A 21,818-nucleotide genomic window follows, 5' to 3' on the forward strand; every position below is an offset into this window, starting at 1 on the left:
TCCCTTAGTTTCTCCACTCCCGGGATAGTGATTTCCACCACCGATTTATAAGCGGCAATGTGCATTCCTGTAGGGAAGGTATCGTTAGAAGATTGTGATTTGTTCACGTCATCATTGGCCTTGATGAATTGTTCGCCTTCGCCAATTTCGAACCCTTTCAGTACTTGTGCGCGATTAGCCACCACTTCGTTGACGTTCATGTTACTTTGCGTTCCTGAACCTGTTTGCCAGATAACCAATGGAAATTGGTCGTCCAGTTTGCCGGCAAGGATTTCATCGCATACCGCTGCGATAGCGTCTCTCTTTTCTGCCGGTAAAACGCCCAAATCACAGTTGGCGTAAGCGGCCGCTTTTTTTAGGTAAGCAAAACCTTCGATAATTTCTTTTGGCATGGAAGCCGATGGACCTATTTTAAAATTGTTTCTAGAACGTTCTGTCTGTGCTCCCCAATATTTGTCAGCTGGAACCTGCACTTCACCCATGGTGTCTTTTTCAATTCTGAATTTCATTTTAGTGTTTATTTGTGTGTTTAATTTTTTGTTGAATTTCCATTGATGCCAATGGTGTCTTTAATGTCCGAATTTTTTTTAGCCCCGATAGCAGTGGAAATCCCACGTTTTTACGTGGATTGAAACGGATAGCGGGAATAGCTCCTGAAAAATCAGCATAAAATCCTCATAATCGAGCTCAAAAATACGGATAAATACTATTTTATGAAAATTGATTTGGTTTTTTATTGCTACGAAAAGATATTACGCTTACATTTGTGGCTACATTCAAAAATTCCGGAAAACATGTTTGAATTTTCACAGTACTTAGGCTTTTTACTTTTTTTATCAATTCTAACATTAGGATTTTGGTTAATGTTTTTTCTAGTTAGTTTCGTATCCTATTGGGTAGGTGGCGCAACTTGGGAAGCATATAAAGAAAAAAGAAATAAAAAGAAGCAAGAACAATCAGTTTAAATCGATTGTTACCAAAAAAGGACCCGTTTACGCGAGTCCTTTTTTTTTTATGTCTTATTAAAAAAAAAATGCGGATCCGTAATGAAACGAACCCGCATTTACAATGAATTAACTAACCAAATTAAATCACTTATTATCCCGGAAAACCACCGCCTTCTTCTTCGTTATTTTTAGGGGCATTTTTATCTCTATCGTTTTTCTTTTTGTTCAGTCGGTAGGTAAATGAGAGATTGAATTGTCTTTTTCTCCATTGAAACTCACTATAATTACTTACGCTTGACAAATTGGTTTCAGACCTTCTTTTACGTGAATTCAAAATATCACTTACGTTAAAAGCGATTGTGGCCTTATCTTTTAAAATATCCTTGCTAAACGCGGAATTGACTACGTATAGACTTAAATTTTTTCCTTGTGCCGTGTTACTTGGGCCAAAGTACATTCCGCTTGCTTGCCATTCGATTTTGTACGGCAAGGTTAAACGCGAGTTGACCCTTGCAAACCAAGAAAAAGCTTCATTATCGAGATTTTGGGTGATTACTTGGTCTTGAGAATTGGTGGACACAAAATCTCCTGTTGTTTTGGTGTTATAAAGGTTGAAACTGCTGTTTATTTTCCATTTTTTGATTGGAGAATAATTTAAAGTGAATTCAAATCCGAACTTTTGCTCTTTTCCGATGTTGATTGGCGTACTAAGAATCACCGGGGTACCATCCACAAACTCGCCGTTCTCATAACGTACAAAAGAGAACACATCGGTGGTATTTTCAAAATACATGGAAGTATTGAATGTTACTTTGTCCCAACGTTTAATATATCCTAAATCAAATTTATCCGTTAATGAAGGGTCTAAATCAGGGTTACCTCTAAAGATATTGATGTTGCTTGAAACGTTAGGAGTAGGATCTAAAAAGCGACCTCGCGGTCTTGACAAACGTTTGCTGTAACTTAAAGAGAGGCTGCTTTCATTTGAAATTTCATAATTCACAAAAGCGCTCGGGAAAAAATTACTGTATTTTTTATTGTTAAACTCATTTGTATCCAATAAATTAACGTCGATATTGGTATCTTCCCAACGCAAGCCAAACAGGTAAGAGAATTTGTTGGCTTTGAAACCATATTGTGTATAAAGGGCATTAATTTTTTCTTTGTATTCTAATGTGTTGGACAAAAAAGTGTCGACATTATTTCCGTTTTCACTAGAGAAAATGTCATAGTCTTTATTCAGGTTGTTAAAATTCGCTTTATATCCCGCTTCAAACTGGCTTCCTTCACCGATAGGTAAAACATAGTCAGCCTGAAATTGAAATTGTTTTTGAACTTCAGCAGCAGCACTAAAATTCGAATCTTCATTATCATTATTTTTGGAATAGGATCCGTCAACTGTCAATTTATGCCCGTTGTCATTGAAGTTTTTGAGAAAGTTAGATGCAAACTCAAAGTTATTTCCGTTATCGGTACCGTCAGTTAAACGGTAAGTGGTCGAAGTGAAATTTTGTTGATTATCGAATTCGTTATAAGTGACCAAATCTTCATCTTTTCCGCTGTTTTCTCTGTAACTGATGGAGTTGGTCCAGAAAGTGTTAGGAGCAACTGTCCATTCGACTCCTGTTTTAGTGGAAATTCCTTTTCTGGTTCTATTGGTGTCACGATTTTCATAAATATATTTACTAATGGAACCATCAGGATTGAAATATTGTGAATCAGTTAACCCTGCACCTTCATTAGTTCTGTAATCGTAACCGGTGGAAGTAAAAAAGTTCAGCTTCTCTGTTTTGTAATTTAAGTTTGCACTTAAGCCGTAGGTTTCAGGGATTCCTGCAGAAGCTATAAAAGAACCATTGAAACCCTGGTTTTTTCCTTTTTTCAGGATGATATTTAAAATTCCGGCTCCACCTTCGGCATCGTAACGCGCTGACGGATTTGTGATTACTTCAACTTTGTCAATGGCATCAGCAGGAATTTGGCGTAAAGCCTCGGCCATGTTTAAGGCGTTTGAAGGACGGCCATCGATAAAAATACGGACATTGTCGCTACCTCTTAAACTTACGTTTCCTTCGACATCAACAGAAACTGAAGGGACATTTTCTAACACATCGCTTACTGTTCCCCCTTTGACGAGCATATCTTGGCCTACATTATATACCTTTTTATCCAATTTTATCTCGACAGTAGATTTTTCTGCACGGATAACCACTTCGTTTAATTGTGCCGCGTCTTCTACTAATGAAACGGTTCCTAGATTGGTGTTTTCCTTCAGGGTTTGTTCATTTAAAGTTATCGATTTAAAAGAAATGAATTCTATTTTAACAGTATACATCCCAGGGAATACGTCAATATTGAACTCTCCTTTCGGATTTGTGATGCCTCCGGCTATTACTTTTGCGTTTTTTGAGCTGATAAAAGTAACCGTGGCATATTCCAAAGGTTGCTTGCTTATCTTCTCAATAACAGTTCCGGTGATTTTTATTCGTTCCCTAGCAGATCCAGGCCCTTGCTGGGCAAAATTTAGTAAGAATGTAAAAAATAGTGCAAGGGTGAAAAAGGATTTTAATTGATGACGCATCAGTTTCAGTTTTGATTTTTTGTATTGGATTACAAAAAATGGATTTGGTTTAAAAGGCAAATCACAAAAAAATGTTAAATAAAACAAGGAAGGACTAGATGAAAGAAGCCACTTTATCCAGTTCCCGGCCAATGATCGCTTTGTCTCCGTTTATTACGATTGGTCTTTCAATAAGGATGGGGTTTTCGGTCATTGCTTTTATAATCTCATCGTCGGTGAGTGTCTTGTCTTTAAAATTATCGATCCAGATTTTTTCTTTTTGGCGCACTAATTCTAGTGGTTTCTTGTTTAGTTTTTTTAAAAGGGAAACTAATTGAGCAATTGTGGGAGGATGTTCGAGATATTTTACGATCTCGTATTCTTTTCCGGAATCGGCTATCAATGCTAAACAATTTCTGGATTTCCCGCAGCGTGGATTATGGTATATTTGTATCATGATTATTATTTTTTTTGAATTAAAAAAAAATGAAATAAAATGGTTATTTTCGAGCGAACAAAAATAGGCTTTGAAAGGCTAATTACCATATAATTAATAAAAAATAGATGTTTATAGAACAAGGGGTCAATTCAGAAAACAAGTTTTGGAAATATTTGGTCGGCTCAGCCATAATAATATTTGCCTCATTTGTTGGACAGATACCATTTTTATTGGGATTATTTTATGAAACGATGCTAAAAGACAAACCATATCCTTCAGACAGTGAAGAGGTGATGCACTTTTTTGAACCAAATTTGACCCTTTTTCTGATTCTCATTTCTTTTGTTTTTACGCTTTTTGCAGTCTATTTTGTTGTTAAGTACCTGCACAATCAGACTATGCTTTCCATAACTACGTCGCGAGGTAAAATGGATTGGTCCAGGTTTTTTTTCTCGTTTTCAATTTGGGCAATTTTTACGGTGGTTTCCACTTTGCTATTTTACTTTAATAGCCCTGAACATTTCACGATAAATTTTAAACCCGTTCCCTTCGCAATACTGGTCATTATAGGCGTGCTTTTGATTCCAATTCAAACCAGTACGGAAGAATATGTTTTCAGGGGCTATTTGATGCAAGGTTTTGCCAATCTCGCCAAAAACAAATGGTTTCCTTTGCTAATGACTTCAATAATTTTCGGAACGATGCATTTGTCTAATCCTGAAGTCCTGAAAATGGGGAACATTGTTTTTGTGTATTATATAGGAACAGGCTTGTTTTTAGGGATAATTACATTGATGGATGAAGGAATGGAGCTCGCTTTGGGCTTTCATGCGGCAAACAATTTAGTGAGCGCTCTGTTAGTCACATCTGATTGGTCAGCCTTTCAGACACACTCCATCCTTAAAGACATCTCGGAGCCCAAAGCAGGTTTAGATGTTATCTTGCCGGTAATCGTAATTTACCCGATACTTTTATATATCTTTAGTAGAAAATACCAATGGTCCGGTTGGAAAGAAAAATTGACCGGTAAAATTAAAGTGCGGTAATTCAGCAATATTTAAAACAAACAAATTGACAATGAAGAAGGTAACCTATAAAAACGTGCATAATCTTTTCAAATTAAATGGCGTCCATTTGGACAAAAACGAGTTATGTACCGCCGCCTATTATTTGATAAAAGAAGGTGATACATTTGAAAAATCTATTGGGGACTTTTTACTGGATTGGTTTGATAATAAACCATACATCAATTTGCAAAGTTCAGGTACGACCGGTGAACCCAAAATTATAAAAACAAGCAAACAATCGATGGTTAACTCCGCCTTGGCTACAGGTGATTTTTTCGAATTGAGCCCTGGTGACAAAGCATTGTATTGTTTGCCTACAAAATATATCGCGGGAAAGATGATGTTGGTCCGCAGTTTTATTTTGGGTCTTGAGATTGATTTTGTTGAGCCCAGCTCCCATCCTCTGGCCAAGAATAAGACTAAATATGACTTTGTGGCAATGGTTCCTTTACAGGCACAAAACTCATTGGCAGGACTGAAAAATGTGAGAAAGCTGATTGTAGGTGGGGCTAAAATGAGTAAAGCACTTGAAAAAGACCTGATAAAAACGAAAGCCGACGTTTATGAGACTTACGGTATGACAGAGACGGTCAGTCATATAGCCGCAAAAAAAGCGGGGGATACCTTTTTTTCACTATTACCCGATATCAAAATTTCGCAAAATGATAAAAATTGTTTGGTGATTGATGCTCCAAAAATTTCTGAAGAGTCAATTGTCACCAATGATTTAGTCGAAATACTTAATGAGAATCAATTTGTGTTTCTAGGACGCGCTGATAATGTCATCAACAGTGGAGGAATCAAGTTAATTCCCGAACAAATTGAGGAGAAATTAGCAAGTGAAATCGATACCCGCTTTTTTGTGGGAGGAATTCCTGATTCAGTTTTGGGTGAGAAATTAATTCTCGTTATCGAAGGTGAGAAAAAGTCTTTTGATGCGGTCGTTTTTGAGATGTTGGATAAATACGAAAAACCAAAGGAAATATTTTATGTTTCGAAATTTATGGAAACGGAGAACGGAAAAATTAAAAGGAAAGAGATTTTGGAAAGCATCTAAATTACTCGAAATATTAAATAAAAAAAGCATCAGTCGCGGCAGATGCTTTTTTTATTGGGCTTATTTTTGCATTTTAAAATAGTAATCGGCTGAATGTTTCCCGCTTCCATAAAACAAAAAGAAGACACATACAACAAGAACTATGAAGGCCAGCAGTAAATTTTGTTGATGCATTTCACCCATGAAATTTACGACTATAGCCGCAATTAAAATTGGCAATTGGGCTATTATTGCCCATCTGGTGAGTAAACCGAACGCAATCATTATTCCACCTACCATATGCGCGGGAGCAATGTAATGAATGAGGAACATTCCGCCGCCAATTTTGTCGATCGGTGAGATGAGATCTGACAAATATTGAATATTTGTTATAAAGGAAATTCCCTTCATAAACAAAAAGACGCCGAGGGCAATCCTCAACAAATCTAAAGTGATGTAAGTATGCGCATTTGCCCATTTGTTTAAATCTTTTACAGTATTCATATCGATGTAATTTAAAATGGATGTACTAAGGTAGTAATTATTAACGAAATACGAATATGGGTGTAGGGAAAAAATCATATTGTAGTTACCGTTTTTTCATGAGCTCAACTATTCCGGAAATCCATTCTCTGCTTTTTTTCACTGCCACTTTAACATTAGATCCATTCGTTCTTGACGAATCATTTGGTTTCCAAAGCCAAAAAGATTTCGAGCCCAGTAGAATGGCGCTTTTACTTATTATAAGCTTTTCAAAAACTTTCTGCGAATTACTAGTTGAACCTGCGCCAACGGTGATTGCGATTACTTTTTTATGCGCAATCGGAATCCGGTCTATAGCGCGGCATATGGCCCAATCAGGTTCCCAATTGTAGGTGTTGGCACAGAATATATATAACTGATAGTCGGTCGTTTTTGCTTCTTGGATGGCTGCGACAGTAGCCAGAGTGACGTTAAAGTCATTGTCAGCCAATACACTGCCGACGGATTCGCAGATTTGTTGGTCTAAATTGTAAAAAGGGTCCGGATCATACAATACCAGAGCCTTTTTTGAAGAATCCAAGTTTCCCATATTCCATTTGTCGTAAGGACCTTCCTTTTCTACCCAAACGGTTAATACTATCCAGATAAATAAGATTGCAACTATCCATTTAGTTATTTTTTTCATGGCGGTCAGGTGTAGCTTTTATAGCTGTACTATTCTCTCTTACTAAAATGTATTCGTAAAATAGGTGGGTAATCGAACCCTATTTATTGAAGCAATAATTAAACTTAAGACCAAGAATGTTTTCCGCATGGGCTTTAAGTACGAAATTGGTCAAATTCAAAGAAATTCCGAACTGTCGCGGTATGTTGCCATTGGAAAAATATTTGCCGAGGTAAATGCCTGAGCACCATCCAAAACGGGCGTTGCCGCCGTACTCCGAGACAAAACCCAGGCCTATGCTGCTGTTTTCATCCGAAATGGCGTAGCCTACACCGCTTTCCAGTCCTAAAAACCACTGTCGTCTAAAATAGAATTGCACATTTGGCTTTACCGCAATTAAGCCGTAGTTTCTACATAGGGCTCTTTTTTTAATCTCATCAAACGGATCCTTTATATCCGAGAGGTCTGGGGATATATTCCTGGCAAAGCGGTAGTCGTATTCGGCCCTGATTCCTAATTCTGTTTTTGGGGATAGTCTTTTAGCGGCCCTTGCGTTAAGACCAATACCAACCCTATGCGAACGGTACATCTGGATATGTACCGGCACGGAAAAATTGATGCCAGCTTCCAAGAAAATGGAGTTATCCGGTTCCCTTGCCGTTTCTGTTTCGGTTATTTGCTGCGCAATACAGAATTGAACTGCAAACAAAATTATACTTGTCAATATAGCCGTTAATTTTTTCATTTTACCTTTGATTGGATCATTTAAAAGATAGGTTTTGACTTTTTTATCGAATCAAATAAAAAAGCGACATAATGAAAACATAAATTTTTATATAGGATTTTAGCTGCTACCAATCCTATATAAAGATAGGGAATAATTACTTAAAAGGCTGTTAATGAGGAATTAAACGTCGATAATTTGGAGTGCGAATTTAGTTTAAGCCTAGTTCGATTGGTTCTTTTTTCACCATTAAAACGGCAATATGTGATGAAATTTCTAAAAACAGTATTGGTCAGGAAAAATTGCATTCCGGTTAGCAGAATTTAAGGAAGAAAGAAGATTGGGAATGCGAATTTAGGCAGGCTTTAATTTTCCGGATTTTCTGAAGTGTCAGATGTATTGGATTTTATATCCTTTAAAACCCAGTCGATCTCAGGGTCATTTTCGTTGATGCGGTCTTCAATCGTGGGAGTTATTTCTTTGTCGGGAAAAATACCTCGGCCTACCGTAGCGGTTTTGAATTTTGACGCCATCATCATTATTCCAATTCGGATTTTTAGTTCGCTATTGGGCAATTTAACTTTGGGCATAAATCCCGCAACTGTTCCGTTGTAGGCACCGCCAGTTTCTTCCCCCACAAAAAATGCTCTTTTCGAGCCTTTCAGATTCGTAGAGAGAATGGATGATGCAGAAAAGCTTCCCCCATTGATAAGCACATAAATTCTACCCTTAAAAGCATTTTTGTTAGGCTCACGTGGTTTTGTGTGCGTTGCAAAATAGTTTTTGCCGTCCTTTTCCTTGTGGACGGTCAATAATAGGTAGCCATATGCTAGTGGTGAAAATAAAACTTTTAGGGTTTTGACGCCGAAGGAGCCGCCGTGGAAGTATGCGCCCTTAAATAGACTGGATTTTGTGACCACTTCAGACTTGTCCAAAAAAATGAAGGTTGAGTCTGCCAAATAAGAATATAAATTCGCGATTTCGGTCACTCGGCCGCCACCATTGTTGCGTAAATCAAGAACGAGAGCGTTTGATTTGTACTTCGCAATTTTGTGGAAACTTTCTTTGTAGAAAGTTCTAAAATGACCTTTTTTGAATCCTCTAATTTTCATTACCGCGACACTACTGTCCTTTTCCAGAAAATGAAGATCGTGGTTATAATTTTTTTCGGCAGCATTGTACCCGTTAACTCTTTTCTTTCGTCTAATTTCTTTCGATTTTAATTTATTAATGGATGCCAAGTCTTTTTTGATTTTTTCGGCAAGTTTCCCTAAAGTGTCCTCTTTTTTTCTTGCGATTGTAACCGTTTTTAAAGTGTCATTGAATTTGAAATCAAATTGGATACTGTCCTTGATGCCGTTTTCGTTCGTGAAATAGTAAGGAAACCTTTTGCCTGCGCTGCGGCTCTTTAAAGTGGTGTTGAAACCGTCTGAGCTGTAATAGCGGTTATTTTTGTGAATTAAATCTATAGAATTCGCCCCGTTGACGGCAACAACTTCGGACCCTATCTTTATGGATTTGTTATGCGATTTGTTTTTTACGACATATAATTTGTCGTTAAAAAGCTCATATTCGAATTGGGAAAATGGTCCAATTCCTTTTTTAGTAAGCGACTTGCTTTCCTTTTTAGTCAGTAATTTTGTAGCCGGATATACAAAGGTATGGCCTTGTCTTACGGCGGCAACCACGGGGCTCAATATTCTGTAGAAATCAGAAGGGAGCATGGGTTTGCTAATACTTGATTTCAGGCTATCAAACTTATAGTCAAGTTCTTTTTTGCTAATGTACCAATACAGATTGGGGTGTAATTTTTGTAATTTTAGATAAGTAAAATCTACATCCGACTTCAGTTTTTCTACGGAAATTAAATCATCCAGATGCGCATTGTGCTTTTTTACGGAAGCGCATTGAACAAAGAATAAAATCGTGAAGACAAGTAGGACCGTTTTTCTCATGTTTTTTATTTACACGAAGGCTTTTTTAAAAAGTGTTTAGGTTACAGCATCGGAATACTGCGGCCTAAACACTGATCATTATAAACTATACCTGAATGACACCCAAATTAAATTTCTTTTCAATAGGGGAGTGGTTGGCGGCTTCAATACCCATAGAAATCCAAGTACGGGTATCTAATGGATCAATTATTGCATCTGTCCATAATCTGGAAGCGGCGTAATATGGTGAAACTTGTTCGTCGTATCTCGCTTTTATTTTCGCGAATAATTCAGCTTCTTTTGCCTCATCAACTACTTCACCTTTTGATTTTAGTGAAGAGGCCTCGATTTGGGCCAGAACTTTTGCTGCCTGCGTTCCTCCCATTACGGCAAGTTCTGCACTTGGCCAAGCAAAAATCAATCTCGGGTCATAGGCTTTTCCGCACATCGCGTAATTTCCCGCTCCATAAGAATTCCCGACAATTACCGTGAATTTAGGCACAACGGAGTTGCTGACTGCGTTTACCATTTTCGCGCCATCTTTTATGATTCCGCCCTGTTCCGATTTAGAACCCACCATAAAACCGGTGACGTCCTGTACGAAAACCAAGGGGATTTTTTTCTGGTTGCAATTGGCAATAAAACGGGTAGCCTTATCGGCACTGTCGGAATAGATCACTCCGCCAAACTGCATTTCTCCATTTTTGGTTTTCACCACTTTTCTTTGGTTGGCAACAATCCCTACGGCCCAACCGTCAATTCTGGCGTAACCGGTTATGATGGTTTGGCCATAGCCGTCTTTGTAGGCTTCAAATTCAGAGTTGTCGACAAGACGGCTGATGATTTCCATCATGTCGTATTGTTCGTTTCTGGCTTTTGGCAATATGCCATAGATGTCTTTTTCGTCCAATGCGGGCTTTACGGCTTTTATTCGACTATAACCCGCTTTGTCAAAATCACCAATTTTATCGACTATATTTTTTATTTTGTCCAAGGCGTCCTTGTCGTCTTTGGCTTTGTAATCCGTAACACCCGAAATTTCGCAATGTGTGGTTGCGCCGCCCAACGTTTCATTGTCTATGCTTTCGCCAATGGCCGCTTTGACCAAGTAACTTCCTGCCAAAAAGATGCTTCCTGTTTTTTCCACTATTAGGGCTTCGTCACTCATGATAGGAAGATAAGCCCCACCGGCAACACAGCTTCCCATAATGGCCGAAATCTGGGTAATTCCCATGCTGCTCATTTGCGCATTGTTCCTGAAAATGCGTCCGAAATGTTCTTTGTCCGGAAAGATTTCGTCTTGCAGCGGCAAATAAACACCGGCACTATCTACCAAATAAATAATGGGCAAACGATTTTCCATGGCGATTTCCTGAGCACGTAAATTTTTCTTGGCGGTTATAGGAAACCAAGCTCCCGCTTTTACGGTGGCGTCGTTGGCCACCACAATGCATTGTTTGCCCTTGATGTATCCTATTTTAACAATCACGCCACCAGACGGGCAGCCACCATGTTCTTTGTACATCCCCTCACCAACAAAAGCCCCAATTTCGATGCACTTGGCCTTAGGGTCAAGCAAATAATCGATGCGTTCTCGTGCGGTCATTTTACCTTCGGCATGCAGCTTCTGAATGCGTTTTTCCCCACCACCCAATTTTACCTTAGAAAAATTTTGTTTTAATTGAGACAGTAAAAGTTTATTGTGATCTTCATTTTTATTGAAGTTTAAATCCATGATGTATAATTTTTGTGAGAAAATAGACGGCTAAAATACGAAATTCGCTGAGATAAATTTCAGGATTTGGACTAGTTTAGAACCGAAATTAAATATTTGGTTTTATGCGTATAAATGCAAAAAGAAAACAGTTATTTATTTCTGTTTTCTTTTTGTTGTTTGTATAAAAATACGTTGATGTTATGACTAAAAGGAATGATTACTTTTTAGAATCATTAACCAGTCTTTTCAAAATAGCCCATTGTTTCAGTGCGTCACGAGCTTCAACCGCGGGGTAACCCAACATGGTTTTGCCCGCTGGGATATCACCGGTTACTCCTGAACCGGCACCCACGATCGCTCCATCACCAATCGTGGTGTGGTCTTTTATGGAAGCGCTTCCACCTATGATGACGCCATTCCCTAAAGTTACCGATCCTGCCAATCCGCTGTTTCCCGCCATGATGCAAAAACGGCCCAGTTTACTGTTATGACCTATCTGAACCAAATTATCTATTTTGCAGCCATCGCCCAAAACGGTGGAACTGAATTTTCCTCTATCCACGCAGCTATTTGCGCCAATTTCGACACCGTTTCCGATAATCACATTTCCAATTTGGGGTATTTTGACCAAGCCTTTTTCGGGACAAGGGCGAAAACCGAAACCGTCAGCGCCAATTGTTGCGTTGGGATGTATAATACAGTCATTACCTACGTGGCATCGCTCTCTGACAACAGTTCCAGACCAAATCACGGTATTTTTTCCTATCGTAGATTCGTCCAAAATAGTGGTGTTTGGGTATATAGTGGTGTTTTCTCCAATTTGCACATTAGGACCAATGTAGCATCCGGCACCTATTTTAGTGCCCACTCCCACTACCGCAGTTTTGTCTACCACTGCAGTCGGATGAATGTCAATATAAAACGAAGGCATTGGTTTTGCAAAAAGTTCCAAAACTTGGGACATGGCCAAATCTGCATTTTTTACCTTTATAAATGCCCGATTTTCTCCAGGTTCTATAGAAATGTCTTCGTTAACAACTGCAACGCAAGCTTTTGAACTGGACCAAAGTTTTTCATATTTTTTGTTCCCTATAAATGAAATTTCAGAATTAGAGGCAACTTCCAATTGCTCTGGTGCGGTGATAGATTGTAATGTATTACCAAAAATGACACCTTTAAGGACTTCATTTATTTCTTGTACGGAATAGGACTTCATAATTTTTCTGATAGATAGGGTTGTGGTATAATTCTCAAATAAAGTGATTTAGACCTTAAGTTCCAAATGTTTCTTAATTCTTTAACACACTAAAAAGTAGCATTTATATAAAAAATAACGGCAAATATATAACTCTCAGATGTGTTAAACGAGTATTTTTGCGCGCTAAAATGCGATTATCTAATATGAAATTACAACAATTAAAATGCTCGATTTTTACACTTTTATTTTCTTATTGTACCGTAAATGCCCAGATACAGGCATTGTTTAATAATAAAACTCAACTCCGAAACATGACAGAGAGATGGGAATTAGATACAACAGCAATAAGAGGAACTTTTTTAGTTACGCCTTACAAATCCATGTATGTTTTACCGGGTCGCTGGACCAGCCTGCCGAATGAACAGCCCCATTCAGGTAATGTTGACCCTGATTATGTAGCGCCTCCAGGAGTCGAATATGACAATGTTGAATCCAAGTTTCAATTGAGTTTCAAAACTAAAGTATTGCAAAATTTCTTTTGGGGACACGGTGATTTGTGGCTCGCATATACACAAATATCACATTGGCAGATTTACAATACCGAGTTATCACGCCCTTTTAGAGAAGTGAATTACGAGCCTGAACTGATTCTGAATTTTCCGGTTAAATTTAAGCTCCTTGGGCTTAACACAAGGATGATCGGTGTGGCATTAAATCATGAATCAAATGGAAAAAGCGATCCTTATTCGAGAAGCTGGAATAGAGTTATTTTACACGCCGGTTTTGAATATAAGCATTTGACCATATATGTTAGGCCGTGGTTCATATTGCCCGCGGCAAAAAATGACAATCCCGATATTGCAGAGTATATAGGACGGGGCGATGTGAATGTAATTTATACCAGAAATGGTAATATTTTCTCATTTATTGGAACCCATAATTTGAATTTTAATTCTAAATCGAGAGGGAGTTCTATGTTTTCTTGGTCCTACCCGATAAAAAATAATTTAAAAGGTTTCCTCCAGGTTACCCATGGCTACGGTGAAACGCTTATAGATTATAATCATTCGCAAACCACAGTAGGCGTTGGTGTTTCCTTGATTGAATGGCTTTAATTTCGAATTCAAACAGCGGTTCTGAACTATCGTAAAGGATTTATTATAAATTTGGTATGTTTGTAGATAGAAGGAAATCCAATTTAGTTGCTCACGGGATTCTCTTGTCGATTTTGAAATGATACACCTACAATAAAATGAAACTCAGGCACGGCTTTTTATTTTTTTCAGCAATATTGTTTTTTTGCCATAATCTGTGTGCTCAAACAAATAATAGCATGATTGAAAACGTATTAGTAATTGCAGAACGCAATGAAAAGAAGTTAGAAAATGTTGACCAATTATTAGTAGTGTACAATTATCAACAAGAAAATTATAGTGCTACTTTGGTGGCCTTGGAGAAAAAGGGCGGAGATTGGGCCTTGAAATTTGACACGAAAGAAGTAGGTATCGGTAAAAATGGTTTTGCACCGTCACTTGCCAAGCGGGAAGGGGATGGCAAGTCACCTACCGGAATATTTCGTTTAGGAAAGTTATATACCTATGAAAAGGAACTAAAGACACTATTGGATTACCAGCAAACCACCGCCGACGACAAATGGATTGATGACCCGAATTCAAAGGACTATAATACCTATGTAAGGGGCGCGACCACTGCAAAATCCTATGAAAATCTGGTGCTGAGTAACGATGCCTATAAATACTGCATGGTTATAGAATACAATACGAACCCAATTATAAAGGGAAAAGGCAGTGCTATCTTTTTTCATCTGGCTGTAAAAAAGCCTTATTTTACCGCCGGATGTGTTGCTATTGACGAAGAAAACATGAAGTTGATGGTGAACTGGTTAGATCCCAAACTGAACCCAACAATTATTATGGGAAATTTGAATGATTTGAAAAACGGCTTGTAAAAAGCAATGCATAAAGCCTAAAAAAAGTTGTGAAAATTCAAAAAAAAATCCTCCCAAACCTTCGACAAACGACGGTGGGGGGATTTTTATACAAGCAAAGATTTAATCTATTTTGAATCGGCAAGTAGAGAATTAAAACTACCCACTATTCCTCTTCCTTTTGTCCCATCATCATAAGGTAGGCTTTCAGGAATTCGTCAATTTCACCGTTCATAACGCCGTCAACATCGCTGGTTTCATAACCGGTGCGGACATCTTTGACCAATTTATAGGGTTGCATCACGTAGTTCCTAATCTGGGAGCCCCATTCTATTTTCATTTTACTGGCCTCGATATTCGCGCGTTCTGCCTGTTGCTTTTTTAGTTCGATTTCGTACAATTGAGATCGCAACATTTGCATCGCACGTTGTCTGTTATCCTGTTGCGAACGGGTTTCGGAGCATTGGATTTGGATTCCCGTCGGTTTGTGAACCAATTGCACTTTGGTTTCCACTTTATTCACGTTTTGGCCCCCGGCACCACTGGAACGGGAAGTCGTAATTTCAATGTCGGCGGGATTAATATCAATTTCGATACTATCGTCAACCAGCGGATACACGTAAACGGACGCAAACGAAGTATGTCTTTTGGCATTACTGTCAAAAGGTGAAATACGAACCAAACGGTGTACTCCATTTTCCCCTTTTAAATATCCAAAGGAATAATCCCCCTCAAACTCGAGTGTCACGGTTTTAATACCGGCAGCCTCTCCTTTTTGGAAATTCAATTCTTTTATTTTGTAACCATGTTTTTCGCCCCACATCATATACATGCGCATTAGCATTTCGGCCCAATCGCAACTTTCGGTTCCGCCGGCTCCGGCTGTAATTTGTAATACAGCACTCAAAGTATCGCCTTCATCCGAAAGCATGTTCTTAAACTCGATGGCGTCAATATGATTTTCTGTAAGAGCATATTGCTCGTCCAGTTCCTCCGCAGTAAGTTCTCCTTCCTTGTAAAATTCGTATGCTAATTGCAATTCGTCAGTCATTTCGATTGCCTTATTGTAATCCTCAATCCATTTTTTCTTGTTTCTAAGATTTTTTACGATGAGCTCCGCTTCCTTTGGATTATTCCAAAAATCGGGTGCGAAAGTCTTCTCTTCCTCGTTTGAAATCTCAATTAGTTTGGCATCAACGTCAAAGATACCTCCTCAACGCACCAAGGCGCTCTACAATACCTTTAATTTGTTCGGTAGTTGTCATAAATTATGTAATTTTGTTGGACAAAAATAAGATATAGTTTTTAGAATATGGAAATAAATTTAATTAGCGATACGATTACCAAGCCCACATACGAAATGTTACAATATATGTTTAACGCCGAAGTGGGCGACGATGTATATAAGCAGGATCCAACAGTTATAGAATTAGAGGCAAAAGTTGCGGCAATGTTCGGTATGGAGGCGGGACTGTTTTTCCCTTCGGGAACGATGGCTAACCAGGCGGCCATAAAACTGCATACGCAACCGGGGGAGCAGCTAATAGCGGATAAGTATGCGCATGTTTACCATTATGAAGGAGGGGGGGTCTCTTTTAACAGCGGGGTTTCCTGTTGTTTGCTTGACGGTGATCGCGGAATGATAACCGCTGAACAAGTAGCGGGAGCCATCAATGATCCTGAGTTTTACCACAGCCCTTTGACAAGTTTGGTTTGTGTGGAAAACACAACTAATAAAGGCGGAGGAGCTTGCTATGAAATAGAAGACTTAAAAAAAATAAAGTCCGTTTGCGTTGCCAATAATTTAAAATTTCACCTTGACGGGGCCCGAATTTGGAATGCCTTGGTGGCCAAAAAGCAAAATCCGAAAGATTTCGGGGAACTTTTTGATACCATTTCCGTTTGTTTGTCAAAGGGACTCGGTGCACCGATAGGTTCTGTTTTATTGGCTGATAAGGCTACTATTCATCGCGCTTTAAGAATACGAAAAATTTTGGGTGGAGGTATGCGTCAAGTGGGCTATCTGGCTGCGGCAGGAATTTATGCCTTGGACCATAATTTGGAACGCCTTGCAGAAGACCACAGAAGAGCTAAAGAACTGGCTAATGTGCTCGCCAAAGCGAGTTGGGTTGCTTCGGTGGAACCTGTGGAAACTAATATCTTGATTTTTTCATTGGCTTCTAACTGCAGCGATCAAGCCTTGATAGAAAAATTAAAACAAAAAAACATCTCCATCAGCTCAATGGGACATGGTAAACTTAGAATTGTTACACATCTCGATTACAGGGAAGTAATGCATACCTATGTGCTGGAAACGCTCGAGAAATTGACCTTTTAATTTAAAAAGTTTAAGGTTTAAAGATTCCCCTAAACAGGAACTTTAAACCTTAAACTTTTTTTTATTTAAACAAATTGTCCATTCCTGGAATCATTGGCATGTCCATTTTTGCAACAGCGTCAAGTTCAGCTTCATTAACTTTTGTCGCTTTTTCGATTGCTTTGTTCATCACGATAATCATATAGTCTTCCAGTTGCTCCTTGTCCTCAAGCAAGGAATCGTCAATAGTAACCGATTTTATTTTTCTATTGGCAGTAATCGTCACTTTCAATAAACCGTCAGAACTTTGTTCGTCTATAAGAACTGAATCCAATCGTTTCTTAGTTTCTTCCATTTTTTGTTGGGTTTCCTTAAGTTTTCCCATCATTCCCATTAAGTCCATTTTGATAATTTTAAAATTATAGGATACGAAATTACAAAATTTGGAGCGATACACAATGTTAAATAAGATGAAAAACACTGTCGTTTTGGGCATGGTTTGTATTATTTTTGTAGCTTCTTTTAAAAACTTGAAGCTCAAAAAATGACAGAAAACATACAACCACCAGTTGCTAAAATTATGCCCACCATATTGGAGAAATTTGGAGATGTTAGAATTGACAATTATTTTTGGCTAAAAGACCGAGAAAACCCTGAAGTAATTGATTACCTCAATAAAGAAAATGAATATTACCGAAAAATGACTGCCCATACGCAGGAATTTCAGAAGGAACTGTTCGAGGAAATGAAAGCCAGGATTAAGGAAGATGACGAATCCGTACCTTATTTATACAACGGCTATTATTATATTACCCGATTCGAAAAGGGAAAAGACTATCCCATTTATTCCAGAAAGAAAGAGAGCCTTGAGGCAAAAGAAGAAATCATGTTCGACTGCAACGAACTGGCGAAGGGGAAAAAATATTTCAATTTAAGCGGTTTAAGCATTAGTATTGATAATCAATTTGCCACCTATGCGGTGGATACAGTGGGGAGAAGGATTTACACTTTGCAATTCAAAAATTTGCTTACGGGCGAGGTTTTGGCTGATAAAATCGAAAATACCACGGGAAATTCGACTTGGGCAAATGACAATAAAACTATCTTTTACACCAAACAAGATGAGAATACCTTGCGTTCCGATACTGTGCTGAAGCACATTTTGGGAACCGAAATAGCCGTTGACAAATTGATTTATTTTGAAAAAGACGATACTTATGATGTTGCCGTTGGAAAAGAAAAATCAAAAAAATACATTCTGATAAGTTCTTCGAGCACCTTAACTACTGAATTCAGAACTTTATTGGCGGACAAGCCAGAAGGGAAGTTTACTGTTTTTCAAAAAAGAAAAAGAGGTTTAGAGTATAGCATTTCCCACTATGGCGACAGTTTTTATATTGTAACCAATAAAGACAAAGCAACAAATTTCAAGCTGATGAAGACTCCTGAATCGGCAACTAAAATGGAGAATTGGGTAGACGTTATAGAACACCGAGATGATGTACTATTGGAAGATATTGATATTTTTAAAGACTATTTGGTTGTATCAGAGCGAAGCAATGGTCTGAATAAAATTAGAATCATGCCGTGGAGCGGAATAGAGGAGTATTATCTGCCTTTTGAAAGCGAAACTTATACGGTTCATCCTACTACAAACGTTGATTTTGACACGGATATTTTGCGTTATGCCTACCAATCAATGGCAACGCCCGCTTCGATCATTGATTTCAATATGAAAACCAAAGAGAAAGAAATCAAGAAGGAACAAGAAGTTCTCGGAGGTAAATTTGATAAAAACAATTACACCGAAGAGCGTCTATGGGCTACTGCAGAGGATGGAACGATAGTGCCCATTTCAGTAGTATACAGAAAAGGAATGAAGAAAGACGGTACAAATCCTTTGCTATTATATGCTTACGGTTCTTATGGACATTCGATGGATGCCCATTTTTCTTCAACAAGATTGTCCTTATTGGATAGAGGTTTTATCTATGCCATAGGGCACATTCGTGGTGGGGAGGACTTAGGTAGGAAATGGTACGAAGACGGAAAATTATTAAAAAAGAAAAATACTTTCACTGACTTTATTGACTGTTCGAAATATTTAATAGATCAAAAATATACTTCTCCTGAGCATTTATATGCTGAAGGAGGATCTGCGGGAGGATTATTGATGGGAGTTATTTTGAATATGGCACCAGAGTTATACCATGGAGTAATTGCCCAGGTCCCTTTTGTAGATGTTGCAACCACAATGCTTGACGATACGATTCCATTAACGACTGGGGAATATGACGAATGGGGAAATCCAAACGTGAAAAGGTATTACCATTATATGAAATCCTATTCTCCTTACGATAACGTGAAATCCCAAGCCTATCCTAATATGTATATATCGACTGGTCTGCATGACTCCCAAGTGCAGTACTGGGAGCCCGCTAAATGGGTCGCAAAATTGCGAGCTTTAAAAACCGATAATAATCTTTTATTTCTCGATACGAACATGGATGCAGGCCATGGAGGAGCCTCTGGAAGGTTCGAAAGCCTGAAAGAACTAGCAAAGGAATTTAGCTTTTTATTAGATTTAGAGGAAATTAAAAACTAATTCAAAAAATTTTGTTAAATTTGCAATGTTTCGAAGTCTAAAAAAATTGATTTCGATTAACTATTTTTTTATGAAAGAAGAAATAAACGCTTATAATAATGTTTTAGAATTAATAGGCAATACACCACTTATTAAGCTAAACAGAGTCACCGAAGAGTTAGAAGGTAATTTCTACGCAAAGGTAGAAGCTTTTAATCCGGGGCATTCCTCTAAAGATAGAATTGCATTATACATTATTGAAGAGGCTGAAAAAAGAGGGATATTATCTCCTGGAGATACCATTATAGAAACCACTTCCGGGAATACTGGTTTTAGTTTGGCTATGGTGAGTATCATTAAAGGATATAACTGCATCCTTGCCGTAAGTTCAAAATCATCCAAAGATAAAATTGACATGCTTCGCAGCTTGGGCGCAAAAGTTTATGTTTGCCCTGCGCATGTCTCCGCAGATGACGAACGTTCTTACTATAATGTAGCCAAAAGATTGCATGAAGAAACAAAAGGATCGGTATATATCAATCAGTATTTCAATCAATTGAATATTGATGCGCATTACAAATCAACTGGACCCGAAATTTGGAAGCAAACCAATGGTAAAATCACCCATTTGATCGCTTGTAGCGGAACGGGAGGGACGATTTCCGGAACAGCGAAGTATTTAAAAGAACAAAATCCTAATATCAGAGTTCTTGGTGTTGATGCTTTTGGTTCCGTATTGAAGAAATTTCACGAAACAAGAGAGTTTGATAACGATGAAATTTATCCTTACAGAATAGAAGGCTTGGGTAAAAACCTAATTCCATCTGCTACTGATTTTGACATGATCGATAAGTTCATAAAAGTAACTGACGAGGAAAGCGCGCATTCTGCCAGAGAAATCACCAGAAAGGAAGGTTTGTTTGTTGGATATACTTCAGGAGCTGTTTTACAAGCAATCAAGCAATATGCAGAGGAAGGTGAATTTGACGCTAACAGTAATGTTATTGCCATATTCCCAGACCACGGTTCTCGTTATATGAGTAAAGTATTTAGCGATGATTGGATGAACGAACAAGGTTTCTTTGACAGTGTAAACCAAGAAGAAGTTCAAAAGATTGAAATGATAAAATAAGTTGAAAATTATAAATTTAAAAGTCCCATTTGTTTTTACAAATGGGACTTTTTTGTTGAACATAGAATAATATGACTTATTTGTTTAATCCAATAATTCAGGATTACTAAGTATTAATTCTATCTTTTTGATAGTGATAGTGATCTGACTCATTTGAAGTTCTATATTTCTAAAAAAGAGACTGATATCCCTATTGACCCAACTTTCAGAAATAACTCTTGCGCCCAAACTGATTCTTAAAATAGCGCTTTCAACTTCGTTAGTGTATTTTACGTTGACCGCCTGACCGATATGGCATTTTTGTGCAGCAAGGCGAATGATTTCTAAAGAAGAACCTTCAAACTGCTCGGATAAATCAGAATTTAATAAGGCATACAATTTTTTTACTTTATCAACTGATAACACTTCATTATCTTTAAAAATAAAGAAAGGGAAAATGGTGCGGATATTTCTTATCCCAAACGCTTTAGAACTGTAGGACTTCGTTTTGGTTTCATTATCATCATAAATAGGCTGTAAAAAAGTGGCCTCTTTTATCGAGTCATCAACAAAATTGCAAAACATCTCAATACCCATATTTCGATATAAAATAGGTGTTTTATAATACCTGTCCATTTCAACTACGGCTGCATTCCAGCGCATATAAGAACCATAATTATAACCATCGGATAATTCGTTTGAACAGAACCAAGAAGTAGGCCAATCGGAATGATTGTAATATTTGGTCAAACCTTTGGGTAATGTGTTTTTTACGGAATGAATTAATTTGTTGACACTTTTAGGTAGAATTAATGCGCCGCAATATGGAGGGCCGGTGAAGAATTTACTCCCTGTGACGGTAACAATATATCCTTTGCTTAAATAATTTTGTATGTCTTTTGGATCTAATCTAAGCTGTGACCCATCTACAATTATTTGAATTGATAAATTTTCAATTGTATTTAGTTTTTTAATAAATTCGTCACTAGGAGCTTGGTAACCTAGTTTCGATTGATCCATAGTATGCAAGACAACGTGTCTGCCCAGGTCTTTGGTTCTAGAAACGGCATTAAATACTTCTTCATCCAG

The 21,818-nt window shown here is 37.9% G+C and carries 19 protein-coding genes and 1 pseudogene; 8 read left to right on the forward strand and 12 right to left on the reverse strand.

Annotated elements, in window-relative coordinates; all coding sequences use genetic code 11:
- Window positions 1-509 (reverse strand): lyase family protein (locus VIH09_RS10760; RefSeq protein WP_331580800.1); only part of this gene is annotated, 509 nt, incomplete at its 3' end.
- Between the two features lie 204 nt (window positions 510-713).
- Between VIH09_RS10760 and VIH09_RS10765 the strand changes: the two genes are divergently transcribed.
- Entirely contained in the window at window positions 714-965 is a 252-nt protein-coding gene (locus tag VIH09_RS10765) for a hypothetical protein (protein WP_331580835.1), read from the forward strand.
- A 133-nt stretch (window positions 966-1,098) separates the two neighbouring features.
- On the opposite strand, the gene VIH09_RS10770 is transcribed toward VIH09_RS10765, so the two are convergent.
- Together VIH09_RS10770 and arsC are read right to left on the reverse strand one after the other, a co-directional pair.
- Complete coding sequence (locus VIH09_RS10770) at window positions 1,099-3,528, reverse strand: TonB-dependent receptor domain-containing protein (protein WP_331580802.1); 2,430 nt, start codon at window positions 3,526-3,528, stop codon at window positions 1,099-1,101.
- A gap of 94 nt (window positions 3,529-3,622) precedes the next feature.
- Window positions 3,623-3,964 carry an arsenate reductase (glutaredoxin) gene (arsC, locus tag VIH09_RS10775; protein WP_331580804.1) on the reverse strand — a complete coding sequence of 114 codons (342 nt, stop codon included), beginning with the start codon at window positions 3,962-3,964 and terminating at the stop codon, window positions 3,623-3,625.
- A gap of 107 nt (window positions 3,965-4,071) precedes the next feature.
- Here arsC and VIH09_RS10780 point away from each other — a divergent pair, with 107 nt between their 5' ends.
- Window positions 4,072-4,992 carry a CPBP family intramembrane glutamic endopeptidase gene (locus VIH09_RS10780; protein ID WP_331580806.1) on the forward strand — a complete coding sequence of 307 codons (921 nt, stop codon included), beginning with the start codon at window positions 4,072-4,074 and terminating at the stop codon, window positions 4,990-4,992.
- Between the two features lie 31 nt (window positions 4,993-5,023).
- A complete protein-coding gene (locus VIH09_RS10785) occupies window positions 5,024-6,070 on the forward strand; it encodes an AMP-binding protein (protein WP_331580809.1) in 1,047 nt (348 codons plus the stop codon).
- Between the two features lie 60 nt (window positions 6,071-6,130).
- Here VIH09_RS10785 and VIH09_RS10790 read toward each other — a convergent pair whose 3' ends face one another.
- The 6 genes from VIH09_RS10790 to lpxD all read right to left on the reverse strand — a co-directional run bounded on the left by VIH09_RS10790 (window position 6,131) and on the right by lpxD (window position 12,787).
- The gene (locus VIH09_RS10790; protein WP_331580811.1) at window positions 6,131-6,553 is read right to left on the reverse strand and encodes a DoxX family protein; all 423 of its coding nucleotides are present in this window, start codon (window positions 6,551-6,553) and stop codon (window positions 6,131-6,133) included.
- Between the two features lie 85 nt (window positions 6,554-6,638).
- A complete protein-coding gene (locus tag VIH09_RS10795) occupies window positions 6,639-7,217 on the reverse strand; it encodes a hypothetical protein (protein WP_331580813.1) in 579 nt (192 codons plus the stop codon).
- A gap of 79 nt (window positions 7,218-7,296) precedes the next feature.
- The gene (locus VIH09_RS10800; RefSeq protein ID WP_331580815.1) at window positions 7,297-7,941 is read right to left on the reverse strand and encodes a hypothetical protein; all 645 of its coding nucleotides are present in this window, start codon (window positions 7,939-7,941) and stop codon (window positions 7,297-7,299) included.
- 344 nt (window positions 7,942-8,285) lie between these two features.
- The gene (locus VIH09_RS10805; protein ID WP_331580817.1) at window positions 8,286-9,875 is read right to left on the reverse strand and encodes a S41 family peptidase; all 1,590 of its coding nucleotides are present in this window, start codon (window positions 9,873-9,875) and stop codon (window positions 8,286-8,288) included.
- An 85-nt stretch (window positions 9,876-9,960) separates the two neighbouring features.
- Window positions 9,961-11,589: an acyl-CoA carboxylase subunit beta gene (locus VIH09_RS10810; protein WP_331580819.1), complete on the reverse strand. Its 1,629-nt coding sequence runs from the start codon at window positions 11,587-11,589 to the stop codon at window positions 9,961-9,963.
- A gap of 199 nt (window positions 11,590-11,788) precedes the next feature.
- Window positions 11,789-12,787 carry a UDP-3-O-(3-hydroxymyristoyl)glucosamine N-acyltransferase gene (gene lpxD, locus VIH09_RS10815; protein ID WP_331580821.1) on the reverse strand — a complete coding sequence of 333 codons (999 nt, stop codon included), beginning with the start codon at window positions 12,785-12,787 and terminating at the stop codon, window positions 11,789-11,791.
- Between the two features lie 293 nt (window positions 12,788-13,080).
- Here lpxD and VIH09_RS10820 point away from each other — a divergent pair, with 293 nt between their 5' ends.
- Window positions 13,081-13,884: a phospholipase A gene (locus VIH09_RS10820; protein WP_331580823.1), complete on the forward strand. Its 804-nt coding sequence runs from the start codon at window positions 13,081-13,083 to the stop codon at window positions 13,882-13,884.
- Window positions 13,885-14,102: 218 nt separating this feature from the next.
- Window positions 14,103-14,738 (forward strand): L,D-transpeptidase family protein, encoded by a 636-nt coding sequence (locus VIH09_RS10825; protein ID WP_331580825.1) that lies wholly within the window; start codon window positions 14,103-14,105, stop codon window positions 14,736-14,738.
- A 145-nt stretch (window positions 14,739-14,883) separates the two neighbouring features.
- Here the strand turns inward: VIH09_RS10825 and prfB are convergent.
- Window positions 14,884-15,982 (reverse strand): peptide chain release factor 2 gene (gene prfB / locus VIH09_RS10830; protein WP_331580827.1). Its coding sequence is split into 2 segments (ribosomal slippage): window positions 14,884-15,918 and window positions 15,920-15,982, totalling 1,098 coding nucleotides; the frame shifts between segments, so codons are not numbered across the junction.
- Between the two features lie 47 nt (window positions 15,983-16,029).
- Between prfB and VIH09_RS10835 the strand changes: the two genes are divergently transcribed.
- Window positions 16,030-17,055 carry a GntG family PLP-dependent aldolase gene (locus VIH09_RS10835; protein ID WP_331580828.1) on the forward strand — a complete coding sequence of 342 codons (1,026 nt, stop codon included), beginning with the start codon at window positions 16,030-16,032 and terminating at the stop codon, window positions 17,053-17,055.
- A 61-nt stretch (window positions 17,056-17,116) separates the two neighbouring features.
- On the opposite strand, the gene VIH09_RS10840 is transcribed toward VIH09_RS10835, so the two are convergent.
- Window positions 17,117-17,437 (reverse strand): YbaB/EbfC family nucleoid-associated protein, encoded by a 321-nt coding sequence (locus VIH09_RS10840; protein WP_331580829.1) that lies wholly within the window; start codon window positions 17,435-17,437, stop codon window positions 17,117-17,119.
- Between the two features lie 141 nt (window positions 17,438-17,578).
- Here VIH09_RS10840 and VIH09_RS10845 point away from each other — a divergent pair, with 141 nt between their 5' ends.
- Complete coding sequence (locus tag VIH09_RS10845; RefSeq protein ID WP_331580831.1) at window positions 17,579-19,639, forward strand: S9 family peptidase; 2,061 nt, start codon at window positions 17,579-17,581, stop codon at window positions 19,637-19,639.
- A gap of 70 nt (window positions 19,640-19,709) precedes the next feature.
- Window positions 19,710-20,750 carry a cysteine synthase family protein gene (locus VIH09_RS10850; protein WP_331580833.1) on the forward strand — a complete coding sequence of 347 codons (1,041 nt, stop codon included), beginning with the start codon at window positions 19,710-19,712 and terminating at the stop codon, window positions 20,748-20,750.
- Between the two features lie 84 nt (window positions 20,751-20,834).
- Here VIH09_RS10850 and VIH09_RS10855 read toward each other — a convergent pair.
- Window positions 20,835-21,818 (reverse strand): annotated as a pseudogene (locus VIH09_RS10855) (hypothetical protein); the annotation flags it as partial.

The organism is Flavobacterium sp., from assembly GCF_036515215.1.
Lineage (GTDB): Bacteria > Bacteroidota > Bacteroidia > Flavobacteriales > Flavobacteriaceae > Flavobacterium.